This window comes from Streptomyces sp. NPDC107454 (assembly GCF_055582885.1).
The window spans coordinates 276,148-292,749 of sequence record NZ_JBVJPA010000005.1 but is presented as its reverse complement, the minus strand read 5'-3'; the positions used below and the strand labels follow the sequence as shown (position 1 = coordinate 292,749).

Genomic DNA, 16,602 nt, shown 5'->3' with positions numbered 1-16,602 from the left:
CACGTGACCAGCGCCGAGCCGAGACCCCCGGACAGCGAGCCGATCCGCGTCCTCCTGCGCGAGGTCCTCACCGACCTCGCGTCACCGTCGCCGGCCCCGCTGCCCCCGCTGTCCCGGCCCCGTTGGCTGCGCTGGCTGCCGCACGTGGTGCTGTGCCTGATCGCGCTCGGGCTCGCACTCGAGGGCGTGGCCGAGCTCGACGAAACCTATCGACTCGGGGTCCCGCTGGGTGAGGCGACCGGGGCCGCACAGGGCGTGGCGCTCGCCCTCGCCCTGCGGCGGCCCGTGCCGGCATGGTGGCTGTCGCTGGGCGCCACGCTCCTGGCCGCCGCCGGAGCCAGGTCGCACATGATGGCGGACATCCCGGCGTCGCGCCCCGACTGGCCGTGGAGTACACCCGCGCTGGTCGCGCAGGCCTTGGTGCTCTTCCTGCTGGCGCTGCGGCTGCCCGCACGGGTGGCCATCGGCGCGCTGTCCGTGACCGCCCTGCTGACGTACGTCATGCAGGGCCTGGTCGGCGGACAGCTGTACCACTCGACGGGGTTCCTGGCGGTCGTCGTCTTCGCCGCGGTGGTCCTCCTGGGCATCGCCCTGCGTGGCCGCCGCGAGGCCCGCACCCAACTCGTCGCACAGGCCTCGCAGACCGAGGAGGAGCGCGCCCGCCGCACCCTCCTCGAGGAGCGCAGCCGGATCGCGCGCGAGCTGCACGACGTGGTCGCTCACCACATGTCGGTGATCTCCATCCAGGCCCAGGTCGCCCCGCACCTGGTCGAGAACCCCTCCGACGAACTGAAGGAGAACCTCGAGGGCATCCGGCAGAACGCCCTGGAGGCGCTCACCGAACTGCGCCGCGTCCTCGGCGTGCTGCGCTCCGAGAACCCCGAGGACCCGTACGGCCTCGGTGCGGGCACCGGTGCCGCCCCCAACTCCCCGCAGCCCACGCTCGACCGCCTCGACGCCCTCGTCGAGAACACCCGCGCCGCCGGTCTCCAGGTCACCACGGAGATCACCGGCGAGCAGCTCCCACTGCCGCCCGGCGTGGAGCTGTCGGCGTACCGGATCATCCAGGAGGCGCTGAGCAACGCCCTGCGGCACGCGCCCGGTTCGGCGGTCCGCGTCGAGCTGTGGCACTTCCCGCGCGGGCTTCAGGTCCGGGTGATCAACTCCAGACCCGAGCGTCCCGCCCCGCCGTCCCCGGGCGCGGGGCACGGGCTGCTCGGCATGCGGGAGCGCGCCGCGATGCTGGGCGGCACCCTCGTGACCTCCGAGACCTCGCACGGCGGATTCGTGGTGGCGGCCTTCCTGCCCCGCGACGGCGCGGTCACGGGCGACGCCCCTTCCACCGATCTTTCCCCTCCCCCTTCCACCGACGTCGATCGTTCAGGCCGCACAGGAGACGAGAGCCCATGACGAGCAGCACCATCCGCGTACTGATCGCCGATGACCAGCAGATGGTCCGCCAGGGTTTCACCGTGCTGCTCAACACCCAGCCCGACATCGAGGTGGTCGGCCAGGCGGTCGACGGCCTGGACGCGATCGCCAAGGTCGCCGAACTCGCCCCGGACATCGTGCTGATGGACATCCGCATGCCCGAGCTCGGCGGCATCGACGCGACCAGACGCATCACCGGCGAGACCCCGCACATCAAGGTGCTGGTGCTCACCACCTTCGACCTCGACGAGTACGTGTATGAGGCGCTGCGGGCCGGCGCCTCCGGGTTCCTGCTCAAGGACGCGTCCGCCGACCAGCTGGCCGAGGCGGTACGGGTGGTCGCGGCGGGCGACGCGCTGCTCGCCCCCGGGATCACCCGCCGTCTCATCGCCGAGTTCTCCCGCCTGGACTCCACACCCCGCGCCCCGCTCAAGCAGCGCGTGGGCGAGCTGACCGAGCGGGAGACGGAGGTGCTGGCCCTCATCGCGCAGGGCCTGTCGAACGCGGAGATCGCCGAGCGCCTGGTCGTCGCCGAGCAGACCGTGAAGACCCATGTGGGCCGCATCCTGGTGAAGCTGGGCCTGCGCGACCGCACCCAGGCCGCGGTCTTCGCCTACGAGTCGGGCCTGGTGCGCCCGTCCGGCTACTGAGCCCGGGGGATACCCGTAGTACCTGAGACGGATCCCGCAGGACCCTTCTCACTGGTGACGACCGCGACCCCGCAGGCGGCCTACCGTTTTGAACGTGACCGAGACGACCCAGACGCAGATGAAGCCGCCGGGCGGGGCCAAGCCCCGCAGCCCGGAGTTCCGGCTGGCCGCGGACGCCCTGCGCGGGCTGCGGCAGGACCTGTTCCACGACGCCTTCGCCTACCGCCCGCTGCCGCGGATGCGGGTGGACGGTCCGCTCGCCCGGCACCTCCCCGAGCGCGTCAGGGAGTACGCGGCCTGGACTCCGCACGCCGTGGTCACGGCGTGCGGACTGCTCGCGATGGCCGTCGCGAGCACCACGAACCAGGGCGGCCCCGGCATCGAGAGCCTGGTGCCCAGCCTCCTCGCGCTGCTCCCGGTCCTGCTGACGCTCGTCCGGCCGGTCGGAGCCTTCTGGTTCTCCATGGCGGCGACGCCGTTCGCGGCCGTGTTCAGCGGCAGCTGGGGCGACTGGCCCTGGCCGCCGGGTGCCTTCATCACCCACCTGGTGGTGCTGACGGTCGTGGCGCTGCGGACGCGGCCGCGCACCGCCGCCTGGATGTGGGGGGTGACCGCGTGGTACGGATTCATGTCCGAGTCCCTCTTCGGCGCCGGGCACATGGGGAGCAACGCGGCTCCGCTGCTGTTCCTCTCCGCCCTCGCCCTCCTGGTCGTCACCGTCCTGCATGTACGCCGCGCGGCCGAGCAGGAGGTCACCGCCCACCAGACGGAGACGGCGCAGGAGCGCTCCAGGCGCACCCTCCTGGAGGAGCGCACCACGATCGCCCGCGAGCTGCACGACGTGGTGGCCCACCACATGTCGGTGGTCGCCATCCAGGCGGAGGCCGCGCCCTACCGGGTGGAGAACCCACCGCCCGAGCTGGAGCAGGCCTTCGTCACGATCCGGGAGAACGCGGTGGCGGCGCTCACCGAGTTGCGCCGTGTCCTCGGTGTCGTACGGGCCGCGGACTACGAGGCCCCGGACGCCCCGCAGCCCACCCTCGCCGACCTCGGCGGGCTCCTCGCCAATGTGCGGGAGGCGGGTCTGAGCGTGGAGAAGACGGTCACGGGCGCGGTGCGCGAACTCCCGCAGGGCGTGGAGCTGTCGGCGTACCGCATAGTCCAGGAGGCGCTGAGCAACACCCTGCGGCACGCGCCGGGCGCGACGGCCCGCGTCGAGATCGGCTACGTTCTCGGCGGGCTCGGCCTGCGCATAGTCAACGGCCCCGCGCAGACCACGACCCTCGTGAAGTCGACCCACGGCGCGGGGCACGGCATCACCGGGATGCGCGAGCGGGTCACGATGCTGGACGGTGAGATGACGACGGGCGAGACGGACGACGGGGGCTACGAGGTGACGGTCTTCCTGCCGGTGCCGCTGCGGGCGGCGGAGGAGTCCGGATGACGAACGGCACCATCCGCGTCCTGATAGCCGACGACCAGGTGATGGTCCGCGAGGGCTTCTCGGTGCTGCTCGGCGCGATGCCGGACATCGAGGTGGTCGGCGAGGCGGTCAACGGCCGGGACGCGGTCGAGCGGGTCCGAGAGCTCGGGCCGGACGTCGTCCTGATGGACATCCGCATGCCGGAGATGAACGGCATCGAGGCGACCCGGGAGATCGTCGCCGCGGACAGCGCCGCGAAGGTGCTGGTGCTGACCACCTTCGACCTCGACGAGTACGTGTACCAGGCGCTGCGCGCGGGAGCCTCGGGCTTTCTGCTCAAGGACGCCTCGGCGCGACAACTCGCCGACGGGGTGCGGGTGGTGGCGGCCGGGGAGGCGTTGCTCGCCCCGTCCGTGACCAAGCGGCTGATCACCGAGTTCTCCAAGCTCTCGGACGCTCCGAGGCTCTCGGCCACGGCCCAGGCGGCCTACGGCGAGCTGACCGAGCGGGAGACGGAGGTGCTGGTCCTGATCGCCCAGGGTCTGTCGAACGCGGAGATCGCCTCGCACCTGTTCGTCGCCGAGTCCACGATCAAGACCCATGTGAGCCGGATCCTGGTGAAGCTGGGCCTGCGGGACCGCACACAGGCGGCGGTGTTCGCGTACGAGGCGAGGCTGATCACACCCAGGTGACCCGGGTGGCCGACCGGCCGGGGGAGCGCGGCGGCCGGGCCGAGGGCGGGGTACGGGGGTCCCCGCCGGAGGCTCGGCCGCCGGGACACCCCTGTTCAGCGGGGCCGAGTCGAGCTAGCGTCCGCCCATGGCAGCCTCGCACACCCCGCAGTCCCCGCAGTCCCCGCAGCCCTCGCAGTCCTCGCAGTCTCCGCAGACACCGTCGGCCTTCGATCCCTGGAGCCCGGAGTTCGTGGCGAACCCGTACCCCGCGTACGCGGAGCTGCGTGAGCGCGGCCGGGTCCACTACTACGAGCCCACCGACCAGTGGCTGGTCCCGCACCACGCGGACGTGTCGGCGCTGCTGCGGGAGCGGCGGCTGGGCCGGACCTATCAGCACCGTTACACGCACGAGGACTTCGGCCGGACGGCACCTCCGCCCGAGCACGAGCCGTTCCACGTTCTCAACGACCACGGAATGCTGGACCTGGAGCCGCCGGACCACACGCGGATCCGACGGCTGGTCTCCAAGGCGTTCACACCGCGCACGGTCGAGCAGCTCAGGCCGTATGTGGACCGGCTGGCGAACGAGCTGGTCGCCGGCCTGGTGGCGGCCGGCGGCGGTGATCTGCTCACCGATGTCGCCGAGCCGCTCCCGGTCGCCGTGATCGCCGAGATGCTGGGCATCCCGGAGCCGGACCGGGCACCGCTCAGGCCGTGGTCGGCGGACATCTGCGGGATGTACGAGCTGAACCCTTCCGAGGAGACGGCGGAGAAGGCGGTCCGGGCGTCGGTGGAGTTCACCGAGTACCTCCGGGAGCTGATCGCCGCGCGCCGCAAGGAGCCGGGCGGCGACCTGATCTCGGGCCTCATCGCCGCGCACGACGAGGGCGACCGCCTGACCGAACAGGAGATGATCTCCACCTGTGTCCTGCTGCTGAACGCGGGCCACGAGGCGACGGTGAACGCCACGGTGAACGGGTGGTGGGCGCTGTTCCGCAACCCCGACCAGTTGGCGGCCCTGCGCGGTGACCGTTCGCTGATCCCCACGGCGGTGGAGGAGCTGATGCGCTACGACACCCCGCTCCAGCTCTTCGAACGGTGGGTTCTGGAGGACATCGAGATCGACGGCACGACCGTTCCCCGGGGGGCGGAGATCGCCCTGCTCTTCGGCTCCGCCAACCACGACCCGGAGGTCTTCGCGTCCCCGGAGAGCCTGGATCTCTCCCGCGCCGACAACCCCCACATCTCCTTCAGCGCCGGCATCCACTACTGCATCGGCGCCCCGCTGGCCCGCCTCGAACTGGCGGCGTCCTTGGGCGCTCTGCTGGAGAAGGCGCCGACGCTGGCCCTCGCCGCGGAGCCGGAGCGCAAGCCGAACTTCGTGATCCGCGGGCTCGAGGGGCTCAGCGTCGTGCTCTGACCCGTCGGCCGAGGGCCCGGAATCCCAGGGCCCGGAGCCCCAGCGCGGCGGCCGTCCCGCCGAGGACCATCAGGGGCAGCTCGGCATAGAGCACGCTCCGGTCGGGCCCCTGCTCGAACCGCTGGAACCGGCCGCGGCTGTTGACGGCCCAGACCGCCGGCCCCGCCCCCGCGCCGACGACAGCGATCAGACATCCGCCCGCGGCCTGCATCCTCTGCCCCATGCCCCTCATGGACGGGGTGCGGGGGCCCGGGGTTCCCGGCCCCCGCACCAGGCACGCGTGCGCCCGCCCTCAGGTGCTCATGTCCCTTCGCCGCAACACCGCCAGACCCGTGGCGGTCAGGGCCAGCGCGATCGCCGTCAGGATCAGTACCGGTGTCCATGCCATCTCCCCGCCCGGCAGCTTGGGGAGGTGGCCGAAGGGGGAGAGGTCCATGGCGGCCTGGGGGACGTTCAGGGCGGGGCCGATCCAGCCCAGCAGGAGGGCCACTCCGGCCGCGCCCCAGGCGCCGGGGGCCAGCTGGGGCGAGACCCCGTAGAGAAGGACCGCGAGCCCGCCCAGCGTCCAGACCGCCGCGACCTGGACGAGGCAGGCGCCGAGCACGGGCCGGAGCTCATGGCCGTAGCCGAGTCCGAGGCCGAGCCCGCCCAGCGCCATGATGAGCGCCGCGCCGCCGAAGGCGACGACCAGATGGCCGCAGGCCCACCGCAGCCGCCCCACCGCGTTCGCCAGCACCGGTTCCGCCCGCTGCGAGGTCTCCTCACCGTGCAGCCGCAGCACCGAAGAGACGATGTACAGCGCGGCCACCATCCCGAGCATGCCGACCATGGCCGCGAGGAACGCGTCCGTGATCCCGGACTGCCCGCCCATCCGCTCGATGATCTGCCGGGTCTTGTCGTTGCTCCCGACGAGATCGGCGGCCCCCTTCGTGATCCCGCCGAACGCGGCCCCCGCGGCGAGGAACCCGAGGCTCCACCCCAGCACGGCACCCCGCTGCAGCCGCCAGGCCAGCGCCCCCGCCGACCCGAGCCGCCCCCGCGCGGGCCCCGGCCGGGTCGGCAGGAAGCTCATCCCGACGTCGCGCCGCCCGGCGAGTTCGTAGGCGACCGCGCCCTGGATCACCACGGCCGCGACGAACAGGGGCAGCACCCACCACCGCTCCTGCGCGAAGGGGCGTTCGTTCTCCAGCCACCCCAGCGGCGACACCCAGGTCAGTACGGAGGAACCGTCGCTCGTCGACGAGTCGCCCGCCGCCCGCAGCACGAACGCCGCGCCGAGCAGCCCGCCCGTCAGCCCCTTGGCGAGCCGCGCGCTCTCGGTGAGCTGGGCGACGATCGCCGCCATGGTGGCGAAGACCATGCCGACGCCCCCGACGCCGAGCCCGAGGGCCAGCGCCCCGGCACCGCCCTGCCCTGCCAGCCCGCCCGCGATGAGCAGCGTGAGCACGCCGTTGGCGACGAGGGCGGCCAGCAGCGCCGCCGTCAGCGGGGCCCGGCGCCCCACCATCGCCGACGAGAGGAGTTCCTGGCGCCCGCTCTCCTCCTCCTCGCGGGTGTGCCGTACGACGATGAGCAGGCTCATGATCCCGGCGAACAGACCGGCGTAGCCGCCGATGCGCCAGGCGGTGAGTCCGCCGAGCGAGTCGTCGAACACCGGCCCGTACGTGGCACGCAGGGAGCTGTTGGTGAGCATCTGGCGGGCGAGCTCGGCGCGTTCGGCGGCGGTGCCGTAGACGGACTTCAGGGAGTTCGGCATGGACAGCACCAGCAGGCCGATCACGCCGACCCACAGCGGCATCATCAGCCGGTCGCGGCGCAGGGAGAACCTCAACAGCGTGCCGGTCCCGGCGAGTTGGCGGGAACTCCGGGCCCGCACCGCACCCCGTACGGCAGCGGTCGCGGTGGTCATCGCGCCATCGTCCCTTCGCCGTTCACCCGGACGTCGTCCTGGTAGTGCCGCAGGAACAGTTCCTCCAGGGTCGGTGGCGTCGAGGTCAGCGACCGTACGCCCGAGCCGGTGAGCGAGCGCAGTACGGCGTCGAGCTTGTCCGTCTCGACCTGGAGCCTGACCCGGTGGCCCTGGATGTCCAGGTCGTGCACACCGGGCAGGTGCGCCAGCCCGTTGGGCGGTCCCGCGAGTTCGGCGGTGACGCTGGTACGGGTCAGATGGCGCAGGCCGGCGAGGGTGCCGCTCTCGACGGTGCGGCCCTTGCGGATGATGCTGACGCGGTCGCACAGCTCCTCCACCTCGCTGAGGATGTGCGAGGAGAGCAGGACGGTCCGGCCACGGTCGCGTTCCTCCTCGACGCACCGCTGGAAGACCTCCTCCATCAGCGGGTCGAGACCCGACGTGGGCTCGTCGAGGATCAGCAGGTCGACGTCCGAGGCGAAGGCGGCGACGAGGGCGACCTTCTGCCGGTTGCCCTTGGAGTAGGTGCGTCCCTTCTTGGTGGGGTCGAGTTCGAAGCGTTCGATCAGTTCCGCCCGGCGCGCCCGGTCGAGCCCCCCGCGCAGCCGCCCGTACAGGTCGATGACCTCACCACCGGAGAGGTTGCGCCACAGGGTGACGTCACCGGGAACGTAGGCGACCCGGCGGTGCAGCTCCACCGCGTCCGCCCAGGGGTCCCGGCCGAGCAGCTGCGCCGCGCCCGCGTCGGCGCGCAGCAGGCCCAGCAGGACCCGGATCGTGGTGGACTTCCCGGAGCCGTTCGGACCGAGGAAGCCGTGCACCTCGCCGGCCTCGACGTCCAGGTCGAGACCGTCCAGTGCGTGTGTCCCGCCGAACGACTTGTGCAGCCCGGAGACGGTGATCGCCTTCGTCATTCCCTTGGCCCTGCCCTTCGTCATGCTTCAGAACGTACGCTTCTTTCAGAAATTTGTGAAGTTAACGAATTGTATAAACGCTCGGATACAATCGAAGGATGGCGGAGGCGGTGGGGGCGGAAGGCGCAGTAGGCGCAGTAGGCGCGGTGGGCCGGGACGCGGAGGCGGTCTCGCGGTTCGTCGAGCACTTCGCAGCGCAACTCGTGGAGGCGGGGATGCCCCGGATGCCGTCCCGGGTCTTCGGGGCGCTGCTCGCCTCGGACACCGGCGCTCTGACCTCGGTCGAACTGGGCGAGCAACTGCGGATCAGCCCCGCGGCGGTCTCCGGTGCGGTGCGCTATCTGGCGCAGGTGCACATGGTGTCGCGCGAGCGGGAACCCGGTTCGCGCCGGGAGCGGTACCGCGTGCACAGCGACCAGTGGTACGAGGCGCTCACCAATCGTGAGGCGATCATCAAGCGCTGGGAGGACGCGCTGCGCGAAGGCGTCGCCAGCCTGGGCGCGGACACCCCGGCGGGCGGCCGGCTCGCGGAGACCCTTGCCTTCTTCGAGTTCATGGAGGGCGAGCTGGAGTCGATGATGGACCGCTGGCGGGTCCACCGGGAGCAGCACTTCGGCGAGGGCTGAGGGCCCTCGCCGGGGGAATGGGGTCAAGTGGCGCTCCGACCGTGCCCGTAGCGGCTACCGCTCCACGGTTCCTGCCGCTCCTGGGTCTCCTCCAGAACCGTCCGCCCGAGCAGGGCGGGCGAAGGGGCGGAGCCCCTGGGGGCTCAGCTCGGCAGCGTCAGCCCCCACCCCCCTTCCCGAACCGTCCACGTCCGTGTCCGCACAGGTCCGGACACCAAAGAATCCGCCCGATACCGGAAGTCCGCCCCGGACACCGTCACCCGCCGCCCCACCACCCGCAACGGCGAAGCCTCCGCCCCCACGGAAACCGGCCGAACCTCCACCGCCGCACCCCCGGCAACGCCGGGCGTCACGGACATCGCCTCGACCGGCTGATCCAGATCGACCAGGGTGACCCCGTCGACCTCGACCCGCAGCCGCGAGGGCCCGGGCCCCGGCACGGACGCCACACGCGCGGGTCGCGCCGCGAGCGTACGGACCAGTGACTGACAGGTCCGCAGCCACGCATGCCCCCCAAGCCCGGAAGCACCACCCCCGAAACCCCCGAACGCCCCGGAACCCCCGGAACCCCCAGAACCCCCAGAACTCCCGGATTCCCCGAAACCGTCGAAACCGCCGACACTCCCCATGTCGACCTCCTCGGCACCCCTCATTCCCCCACCCGCCCCCACCGGCGGAATCCGCAACGTCCCCAGCACCACGCCGTCACTCTCGTCGACCAGCAGATCGAGCCGTCGCTCGACCCCTTCGAGCACGGCCCGGGCCGCCGCGACGGCCCCGACGGGCACCCCGAGCGCCCGCGCCAGCGCCAGTACACCTCCCACCGGCACCAACGACACCCCACATCCGGCCAGCTCCCGCTGTCGGTGCAAAAGGGACACAGCACGCAAGAGGGCACGGTCGTCGCCCACCACGACCGGCCGCCGGGAACCTCTCCGGGCCAGCGCCCGGGCAAATTCCTCGGGCCCTTCCGGCAGGCATACTTTTGTCGCCGCACCCGCGCTGAGCACGTCTTTTGCGATCCGTACAGACTCGCCGTCCGTCCGACGGGCGACCGGGTCGATGACCACCAGGAGCTGGTCGGAAGCCGCCACCTCGGTCATGCCTCGCTTCCTCGGGTAGCATCTTTGTGCAAGAGCCCCTTGCGCTATTGCGCCAGGGGCTTCGTCTATTCCGGGGCATCCGGTCCGACGGTCGCGGCCAAAGGAGGTCGCCGGCGTACGCAGCCGTATCGAAAACCAGCCGCGTACGTCCCCGACCTTGGACATGCCCCGCCCGGAAGGGGTGTACGCCTGTGCCCGCACTTGTGCTGCTCGGTGCTCAGTGGGGTGACGAAGGCAAGGGAAAGGCCACCGACCTGCTCGGTGGATCCGTGGACTATGTGGTGCGCTACCAGGGCGGCAACAACGCCGGCCACACGGTAGTCGTGGGCGATCAGAAGTACGCCCTCCACCTCCTCCCTTCCGGAATCCTCACACCGGAGTGCACTCCGGTGATCGGAAACGGAGTCGTCGTCGACCCGTCGGTCCTGTTCTCCGAGCTGAACGGACTGAACGAGCGCGGCGTCGACACCTCCAAGCTTCTGATCAGCGGAAACGCTCACATCATCACGCCGTACAACGTCACCGTCGACAAGGTGACGGAACGCTTCCTCGGGAAGCGGAAGATCGGTACGACCGGGCGTGGCATCGGGCCCACCTACGCGGACAAGATCAACCGCGTCGGCATCCGTATCCAGGACCTCTACGACGAGTCGATCCTGACCCAGAAGGTCGAGGCGGCCCTCGAGGTCAAGAACCAGCTGCTGACCAAGCTCTACAACCGCCGTGCCATCGAGGCCGGGCAGGTCGTCGAGGAGCTGCTGAGCTACGCGGACCGGCTCAAGCCGTACGTCGCGGACACGGTTCTGATCCTGAACCAGGCGCTGGAGCAGGACAAGGTCGTGCTCTTCGAGGGCGGCCAGGGCACGCTCCTGGACATCGACCACGGCACGTACCCCTTCGTGACGTCGTCGAACCCGACGGCCGGCGGTGCCTGCACCGGTTCGGGTGTCGGCCCGACGAAGATCAGCCGGGTCATCGGCATCCTCAAGGCGTACACGACCCGTGTCGGCTCGGGCCCGTTCCCGACCGAGCTTCTCGACGAGGACGGCGAGGCGCTGCGCCGCATCGGTGGCGAGCGCGGTGTCACCACCGGCCGTGACCGCCGCTGCGGCTGGTTCGACGCGGTCATCGCCCGCTACGCGACCCGGGTGAACGGTCTGACCGACTTCTTCCTCACCAAGCTGGACGTCCTGACCGGCTGGGAGGAGATCCCGGTCTGCGTGGCGTACGAGATCGACGGCAAGCGCGTCGAGGAACTCCCGTACTCCCAGACCGACTTCCACCACGCGAAGCCGATCTACGAGAACCTCCCGGGCTGGTCCGAGGACATCACCAAGGCGAAGTCCTTCTCCGACCTCCCGAAGAACGCCCAGGCGTACGTCAAGGCGCTGGAGGACATGTCCGGCGCCCGGATCTCCGCGATCGGCGTCGGCCCGGGCCGCGACGAGACGATCGAGATCAACTCGTTCATCTGATCCGTCCGGATCGTTCAGACCGTTCGGGTCGTTGAGACCGTTCGGATGCAGTGAGAGGCCGTCGTCCCCAACTGGGGGCGGCGGCCTTCGCGTTCACCGGGAAATGTGTCGCCGACCCGTGTCTCATCACACTGTGTCAGTTGGTGTGTTCTTTGCCCGAGGTCCGTTGTGAGTGCCGTTCTTGACCGATTAGCTTCGCAGGCGAACCCACTGACCTGAAAGAGGTTCACCATGTTTTCGCGCTTTGTGAAGCGGGCGGCGATTCTGGCCGCTACATCGGCACTCGCCGTGGGGCTCGGCTCCGCGCCGTCGTCCGCCGCGGGGGAGCACGTTTTCACTCCGCAGCACCCGTCCTACAACGGTAATGACCCCCGGGGGAATTTCAGCGCTCAAATAAAATACAGCAACGGCAAGCTCCAGTGGGGGTGGCAGCTCAGCGCCGCCACCGCGGCACCCGCCACCGGTCTCATGAACGAGACCGCCGACCTCACCTGCAACGGCCGCAGGGTCGCTCACGACAGCCACCCCGGTGTCTCTCCGCGGTACTTCGTCCATGCGTCCGCGGCGCTGGGCAGCCACATGACGTCCTGCAATTGGGATCTGAAGATTCACGAGACCTTCCCCATTGCGCGCGGAACGCGGACGGTCGACCTCGACTTCCCGTTCATCGTCACCCTCGTATAGCGGAAGTAGGATCTCCGCATGACGCTGGCGACGGTTCGTGAATGGGACGACGAAGAGGGCTGGGGAGTCCTCGATTCCAATGAGACGCCCGGCGGTTGCTGGGCGCACTTCTCCGTGATCGAGATGTCCGGCTTCCGCTCTCTCACACCGGGTCGGAAAGTCACCATGGAGTGGGAAGAGGGCGAGCAGGACGGTTATCAATACCGGGCCACCCGGATTGTCGCCGTCGATTAGGACGCGGTCCCCCGACGAGGGCGCCCCCGGCGCGGCTTCGGCAGGACCGGGGGCGTCGTCATGGCACGGAGTGACCGTCAGGCAGGGCGAGCTGACCGTTAATTGACCTGGACATGGTCTGTTCCTGGTTCCCGACCGACCGGGACCCGACGACGATCTACGCGTGTAGTGCACTGAGTGCGCGCAGCGCACGTAGCGCACCCAGCGCATCCGCAGTGCCCGAAGTCCCCGCACGACTCGCGCAGTTGCTCCCGTCAGCCAAGTCCCAGCCAGTCCCAGGAGACACGTATGCCCGTCAATCCCATGAACCGCCGGGAGTTCGTGAAGAAGTCGGCCGTCACCGGGGCGGCCGTCACGGTCGCGGGGGCTGTCGCCGCGACGCCGGCCCAGGCCCAGACCTCGGATCACAAGCCCGAACAGGCGCCCCGTACCTGGTCCTTCTCCATCCTGGGCACCACCGACCTGCACAGTCACGTCTTCGACTGGGACTACTACACGGACGCGGCGTACAAGGACAGCAAGGGCAACTCCGTGGGCGTTGCGCGCGTCGCCACCCTCATCAAGCAGCAGCGCGCCGCCAAGGGCGAGAAGCACGTCCTGCTCGTCGACGCGGGCGACATCATCCAGGGCACCTCGCTGGCGTACTACTACGCCCGCGTGGACCCCATCGTCGCCGCCAAGGGCAAGCGTGCCCCCGTGCACCCCATGGCCGTCGCCATGAACCACATGCGCTACGACGCCGCCGCCCTCGGCAACCACGAGTTCAACTACGGCATCGAGACCCTGCGCAAGTTCGAGGAGCAGTGTCACTTCCCGCTGCTCGGCGCCAACGCGCTGGACGCCAAGACCCTGCGCCCGGCCTTCCAGCCGTACACCGTGAAGCGCATCTGTGTCCCCGGCGCCCCGGACATCAAGGTCGGCATCCTCGGCCTCACCAATCCGGGCATCGCCCTGTGGGACAAGGACAACGTCTCCGGGAAGATGGCGTTCACCGGGCTCGTCGAGCAGGCGAAGAAGTACGTCCCGCGGATGCGCGCCCTCGGCTGCGACGTCGTGTTCCTCACCGACCACTCGGGCCTGGACGGCAGTTCGTCGTACGGCAGTGAGCTGCCGTACATCGAGAACGCCTCGAACCTCGTCGCCCAGCAGGTCCCCGGCATCGACGCGATCCTCGTCGGTCACACGCACGTCGAGGTCTCGTCGTACACGGTGAAGAACGAGGAGACCGGCAAGGACGTCGTCCTCTCCGAGCCGTACTGCTGGGGCATGCGCCTGACCGTCTTCGACTTCGAGCTCGAACTCCACCACGGCCAGTGGAAGGTGACGAGCACCAAGGCGCAGACCCTCAACAGCAACACGGTCGAGGAGGACCCGGAGATCACCAGGCTCCTCAAGGCCGACCACGACCTGGTCGTGAAGTACGTCAACACTCCGGTGGGTACCTGCACCGCGGACCTCTCCGGGGCCGAGGCCTGCTGGAAGGACGTCCCGGTGATGGACTTCATCCACCAGGTCCAGATGGCGACGGTGGCCTCCGGCCTGTCCACCGCCGACGCCGCCCTCCCCCTGATCTCCGTCGCGGCGCCCTTCAGCCGCACCGCCGACATCCCGGCGGGCAACGTCACCATCCGCGACGTGGCCGGGCTCTACATCTACGACAACACCCTGTACGGCAAGAAGCTCACGGGCGCCCAGCTCAAGGACTACCTCGAGTACGCGGCGAAGTACTACTACAGGGTTCCGTCCGGCACGAAGGTGGACACGGCCACCCTCACCAACGCCAACAGCTTCTGGGACTACATGTACGACACCGCCGCCGGGGTCGAGTACGACATCGACATCGCGCAGGCCGAGGGCTCCCGCATCAAGAACCTCACCTACAAGGGCGTGGCGGTCGCCGACGACCAGGTCTTCGTCGTCGCCGTCAACAACTACCGCGCCAACGGCGGCAGCGGCTACCCGCACATCGCGGCCGCCGACATCGCGTACAGCTCCACCAACGAGATCCGCCAGCTGATGATCGACTACGTCACGTCCAAGGGCACCCTCGACCCGGCCGACTTCGCGGTCACCAACTGGAAGCTGACACAGGACGGGACGCCGGTGTTCACAGCCAGCTGACAGACAGTCAAAAGGTTCTGGTTCAGGGCTAGTTGAATGACAAGTTGAATGCAGAAATCCGGTCATGGGTGTCACGGATGTGCATGAGTATGTGTACTCAACGGTGACGAGTAGGGCGACTGATGTCGCTGTCATGGCGTGTTCAACAAGATGATCCCGCGTCAAAACGGCGCGCCGGACCCGTAGCTCTCACCCCCGGCAGGTCCGGCCTTCGGTCGACCGTCGCGCCGCGGCGGTCACTCCATGAGGAGTCTTGTTGAACAACCGGATCATTCGGGCTCTGGTCGCCATGGCGACCGCGGGAGTCATGGTGGCGCTGGCGGCGGGGCCGGCCAGCGCCGCCACCCCGCCCCGGCAGGCGGGTGTGAGCAATGCCGTGTACTTCATCCACGGCATCGACTGGAAGCACGGGAGCCCGTACCACGCCAAGCAGGACTGCAAGTCGGTCTGGGGCAAGGCCATGTCCGACCTTCGGACGAAGGGCTGGACGGGCAAGTTCGTCACCTGGGGCTACTACAAGAACGACGTCAACTGCACCCGCAAGGTCAACGGCGACCTGCAGACCCGGATCCAGGAACTCGGCCGGCGGCTCGCCTGGGACATCTACAACAACTACTCCAAGCACGGCAAGAAGGTCGACGTGGTCGGCCACTCCATGGGCGGTCAGGTCATCCGCGCGGCGATCACCGGCGTGAACAAGTACGGCCGGACGTCGTCGCAGTGGCCGGACTACATCTACGTCGAGGACGCGGTCACCTTCAGCAGCCCGTTCACGGGCTCCAACTGGGCGACGGCGTGCACGGCCGCCTACACCTACAAGCAGTGCAGCGACCTGCGGCCGGGCAGCGGCTTCCTCTCCTGGGCCGGACAGAACCCGCAGTCCAAGATGAAGACGGACTGGACCCTCATCGGCGCCGGTGACGACGACGCCGTCACGTCCGGCTCCGCCACCGGCATGAAGGCCAAGCACAAGGTCGTCTACAACAGCGGCCAGGGGCTCGAACACAGCACCATCAAGAACGCCGGCGGCAACGGACTCTGGTCCTACAAGTTCTCCGACGACAACGGCAGAACCTGGGGGCCGGTCCGCGACCGTCACGCCCCGGTCCGCTACGCCTACGAGGCCATGAGGGCCCCCACGGCCTGGTAACCGGTACCAGCCGGTCGTCGCCCGGCGACCGGCACACGAAGGCGGCCCAGGTCCCACCGACTCCGGTGGGGCCTGGGCCTTCCTTCGGGCCGCGGGCGCCTCAGCTGAAGATGATCATCGACCCCTGGGCGAGGCTGCGGGTCGCCGCCGCGTGCAGGCCGAGCCACACATGCCGCTCGCGCGCGAACGGACTCGCGTCGTACGGGGCGGGCGCGGCCGGTTCCTCCAGCTCCGTGGGAGCCATGGGCGGCTGCGGGGCGGCCGGCGGGTTCGCCGGGTCGATACCGATCGTCGGGGCCACGAACTCCAGCTCGCGCAGCAGCGCCTGGGAGGAGCCCAGGGGGCCGCCCCCGGCGAGGAGTTCGTCATTGGCGAGCGGGTGCGGGAAGTCGACCGGGACGTACGCGCCCGCGTGGTCGTAGTGCCACACGAGGTGCGACTGCTGGGCGTTCGTCTCGAACATCTCCAGCAACTGCTCGTAGTCGCCGCCCAGTTCGTCCACCGGGGTCACCGCGAGGCCGCACATCTGGAGCAGATACGCCCGGCGCAGGAAGTGCAGCGCGTCGTAGTCGAAACCGGCGACCGGGGCCACGTCGCCGGAAAGCCCCGGCATGTACGCGTACACCGGGACCGGCGGAAGTCCGGCCTCGCCCAGCGCTTTGTCGTAGAGCGCGAGCTCCTCGGCGAAGGGATTGTCGGGGGTGTGGCACAACACGTCGACGAGCGGGACCAGCCACAGGTCACATGCCAACAGACGGCTCCTCTAGCTCCTTGGGAAGCACGGTGGT

The 16,602-nt window shown here is 69.8% G+C and carries 16 protein-coding genes; 11 read left to right on the top strand and 5 right to left on the bottom strand.

Translation table 11 applies throughout. The annotated features are described in order from the left end of the window. The first annotated feature begins 3 nt into the window (after positions 1 to 3). From ACZ69M_RS14220 to ACZ69M_RS14200, 5 genes are all read left to right on the top strand, one after another. Entirely contained in the window at positions 4 to 1,410 is a 1,407-nt protein-coding gene (locus tag ACZ69M_RS14220; protein WP_470049731.1) for a sensor histidine kinase, read from the top strand. Beyond that, positions 1,407 to 2,081, top strand: coding sequence for a response regulator (locus ACZ69M_RS14215; protein ID WP_470049729.1), 675 nt, complete (start codon positions 1,407 to 1,409; stop codon positions 2,079 to 2,081). Before ACZ69M_RS14220 ends, ACZ69M_RS14215 begins: the two co-directional genes overlap by 4 nt. A gap of 94 nt (positions 2,082 to 2,175) precedes the next feature. After that, positions 2,176 to 3,525 (top strand): sensor histidine kinase, encoded by a 1,350-nt coding sequence (locus ACZ69M_RS14210; RefSeq protein ID WP_470049727.1) that lies wholly within the window; start codon positions 2,176 to 2,178, stop codon positions 3,523 to 3,525. Then, positions 3,522 to 4,196, top strand: a complete 675-nt coding sequence (locus ACZ69M_RS14205; protein WP_470049725.1) for a response regulator — start codon at positions 3,522 to 3,524, stop codon at positions 4,194 to 4,196. The genes ACZ69M_RS14210 and ACZ69M_RS14205 overlap by 4 nt, the downstream gene beginning before the upstream one ends. 127 nt (positions 4,197 to 4,323) lie before the next feature. Continuing rightward, complete coding sequence (locus ACZ69M_RS14200; protein ID WP_470049723.1) at positions 4,324 to 5,598, top strand: cytochrome P450; 1,275 nt, start codon at positions 4,324 to 4,326, stop codon at positions 5,596 to 5,598. Here the strand turns inward: ACZ69M_RS14200 and ACZ69M_RS14195 are convergent. From ACZ69M_RS14195 to ACZ69M_RS14185, 3 genes are all read right to left on the bottom strand, one after another. After that, a complete protein-coding gene (locus tag ACZ69M_RS14195) occupies positions 5,582 to 5,821 on the bottom strand; it encodes a hypothetical protein (protein WP_470049721.1) in 240 nt (79 codons plus the stop codon). The two genes, ACZ69M_RS14200 and ACZ69M_RS14195, sit on opposite strands and share 17 nt — an antisense overlap. A 69-nt stretch (positions 5,822 to 5,890) precedes the next feature. Further along, positions 5,891 to 7,507 (bottom strand): ABC transporter permease, encoded by a 1,617-nt coding sequence (locus ACZ69M_RS14190; protein ID WP_470049719.1) that lies wholly within the window; start codon positions 7,505 to 7,507, stop codon positions 5,891 to 5,893. After that, positions 7,504 to 8,421 (bottom strand): ABC transporter ATP-binding protein, encoded by a 918-nt coding sequence (locus tag ACZ69M_RS14185; RefSeq protein ID WP_470050163.1) that lies wholly within the window; start codon positions 8,419 to 8,421, stop codon positions 7,504 to 7,506. The genes ACZ69M_RS14190 and ACZ69M_RS14185 overlap by 4 nt, the downstream gene beginning before the upstream one ends. Before the next feature lie 98 nt (positions 8,422 to 8,519). Here ACZ69M_RS14185 and ACZ69M_RS14180 point away from each other — a divergent pair, with 98 nt between their 5' ends. Continuing rightward, positions 8,520 to 9,047, top strand: a complete 528-nt coding sequence (locus tag ACZ69M_RS14180; RefSeq protein WP_470049717.1) for a GbsR/MarR family transcriptional regulator — start codon at positions 8,520 to 8,522, stop codon at positions 9,045 to 9,047. Positions 9,048 to 9,190: 143 nt separating this feature from the next. On the opposite strand, the gene ACZ69M_RS14175 is transcribed toward ACZ69M_RS14180, so the two are convergent. Continuing rightward, positions 9,191 to 10,150 (bottom strand): diacylglycerol kinase, encoded by a 960-nt coding sequence (locus ACZ69M_RS14175; RefSeq protein WP_470049715.1) that lies wholly within the window; start codon positions 10,148 to 10,150, stop codon positions 9,191 to 9,193. Positions 10,151 to 10,341: 191 nt separating this feature from the next. On the opposite strand from ACZ69M_RS14175, the gene ACZ69M_RS14170 reads away from it, so the two are divergent. The 5 genes from ACZ69M_RS14170 to ACZ69M_RS14150 all read left to right on the top strand — a co-directional run bounded on the left by ACZ69M_RS14170 (position 10,342) and on the right by ACZ69M_RS14150 (position 15,814). Further along, positions 10,342 to 11,625, top strand: a complete 1,284-nt coding sequence (locus tag ACZ69M_RS14170) for an adenylosuccinate synthase (protein WP_067374072.1) — start codon at positions 10,342 to 10,344, stop codon at positions 11,623 to 11,625. A gap of 231 nt (positions 11,626 to 11,856) precedes the next feature. After that, a complete protein-coding gene (locus ACZ69M_RS14165; protein WP_470049713.1) occupies positions 11,857 to 12,309 on the top strand; it encodes a hypothetical protein in 453 nt (150 codons plus the stop codon). A gap of 18 nt (positions 12,310 to 12,327) precedes the next feature. Further along, positions 12,328 to 12,543: a cold-shock protein gene (locus tag ACZ69M_RS14160; protein WP_470049711.1), complete on the top strand. Its 216-nt coding sequence runs from the start codon at positions 12,328 to 12,330 to the stop codon at positions 12,541 to 12,543. A 288-nt stretch (positions 12,544 to 12,831) separates the two neighbouring features. Beyond that, complete coding sequence (locus ACZ69M_RS14155; RefSeq protein ID WP_470049709.1) at positions 12,832 to 14,664, top strand: bifunctional metallophosphatase/5'-nucleotidase; 1,833 nt, start codon at positions 12,832 to 12,834, stop codon at positions 14,662 to 14,664. Positions 14,665 to 14,920: 256 nt separating this feature from the next. Then, positions 14,921 to 15,814 carry an esterase/lipase family protein gene (locus ACZ69M_RS14150; protein WP_470049708.1) on the top strand — a complete coding sequence of 298 codons (894 nt, stop codon included), beginning with the start codon at positions 14,921 to 14,923 and terminating at the stop codon, positions 15,812 to 15,814. A gap of 100 nt (positions 15,815 to 15,914) precedes the next feature. On the opposite strand, the gene ACZ69M_RS14145 is transcribed toward ACZ69M_RS14150, so the two are convergent. Further along, positions 15,915 to 16,565: a hypothetical protein gene (locus ACZ69M_RS14145; RefSeq protein WP_470049706.1), complete on the bottom strand. Its 651-nt coding sequence runs from the start codon at positions 16,563 to 16,565 to the stop codon at positions 15,915 to 15,917. Positions 16,566 to 16,602: the final 37 nt, after the last annotated feature.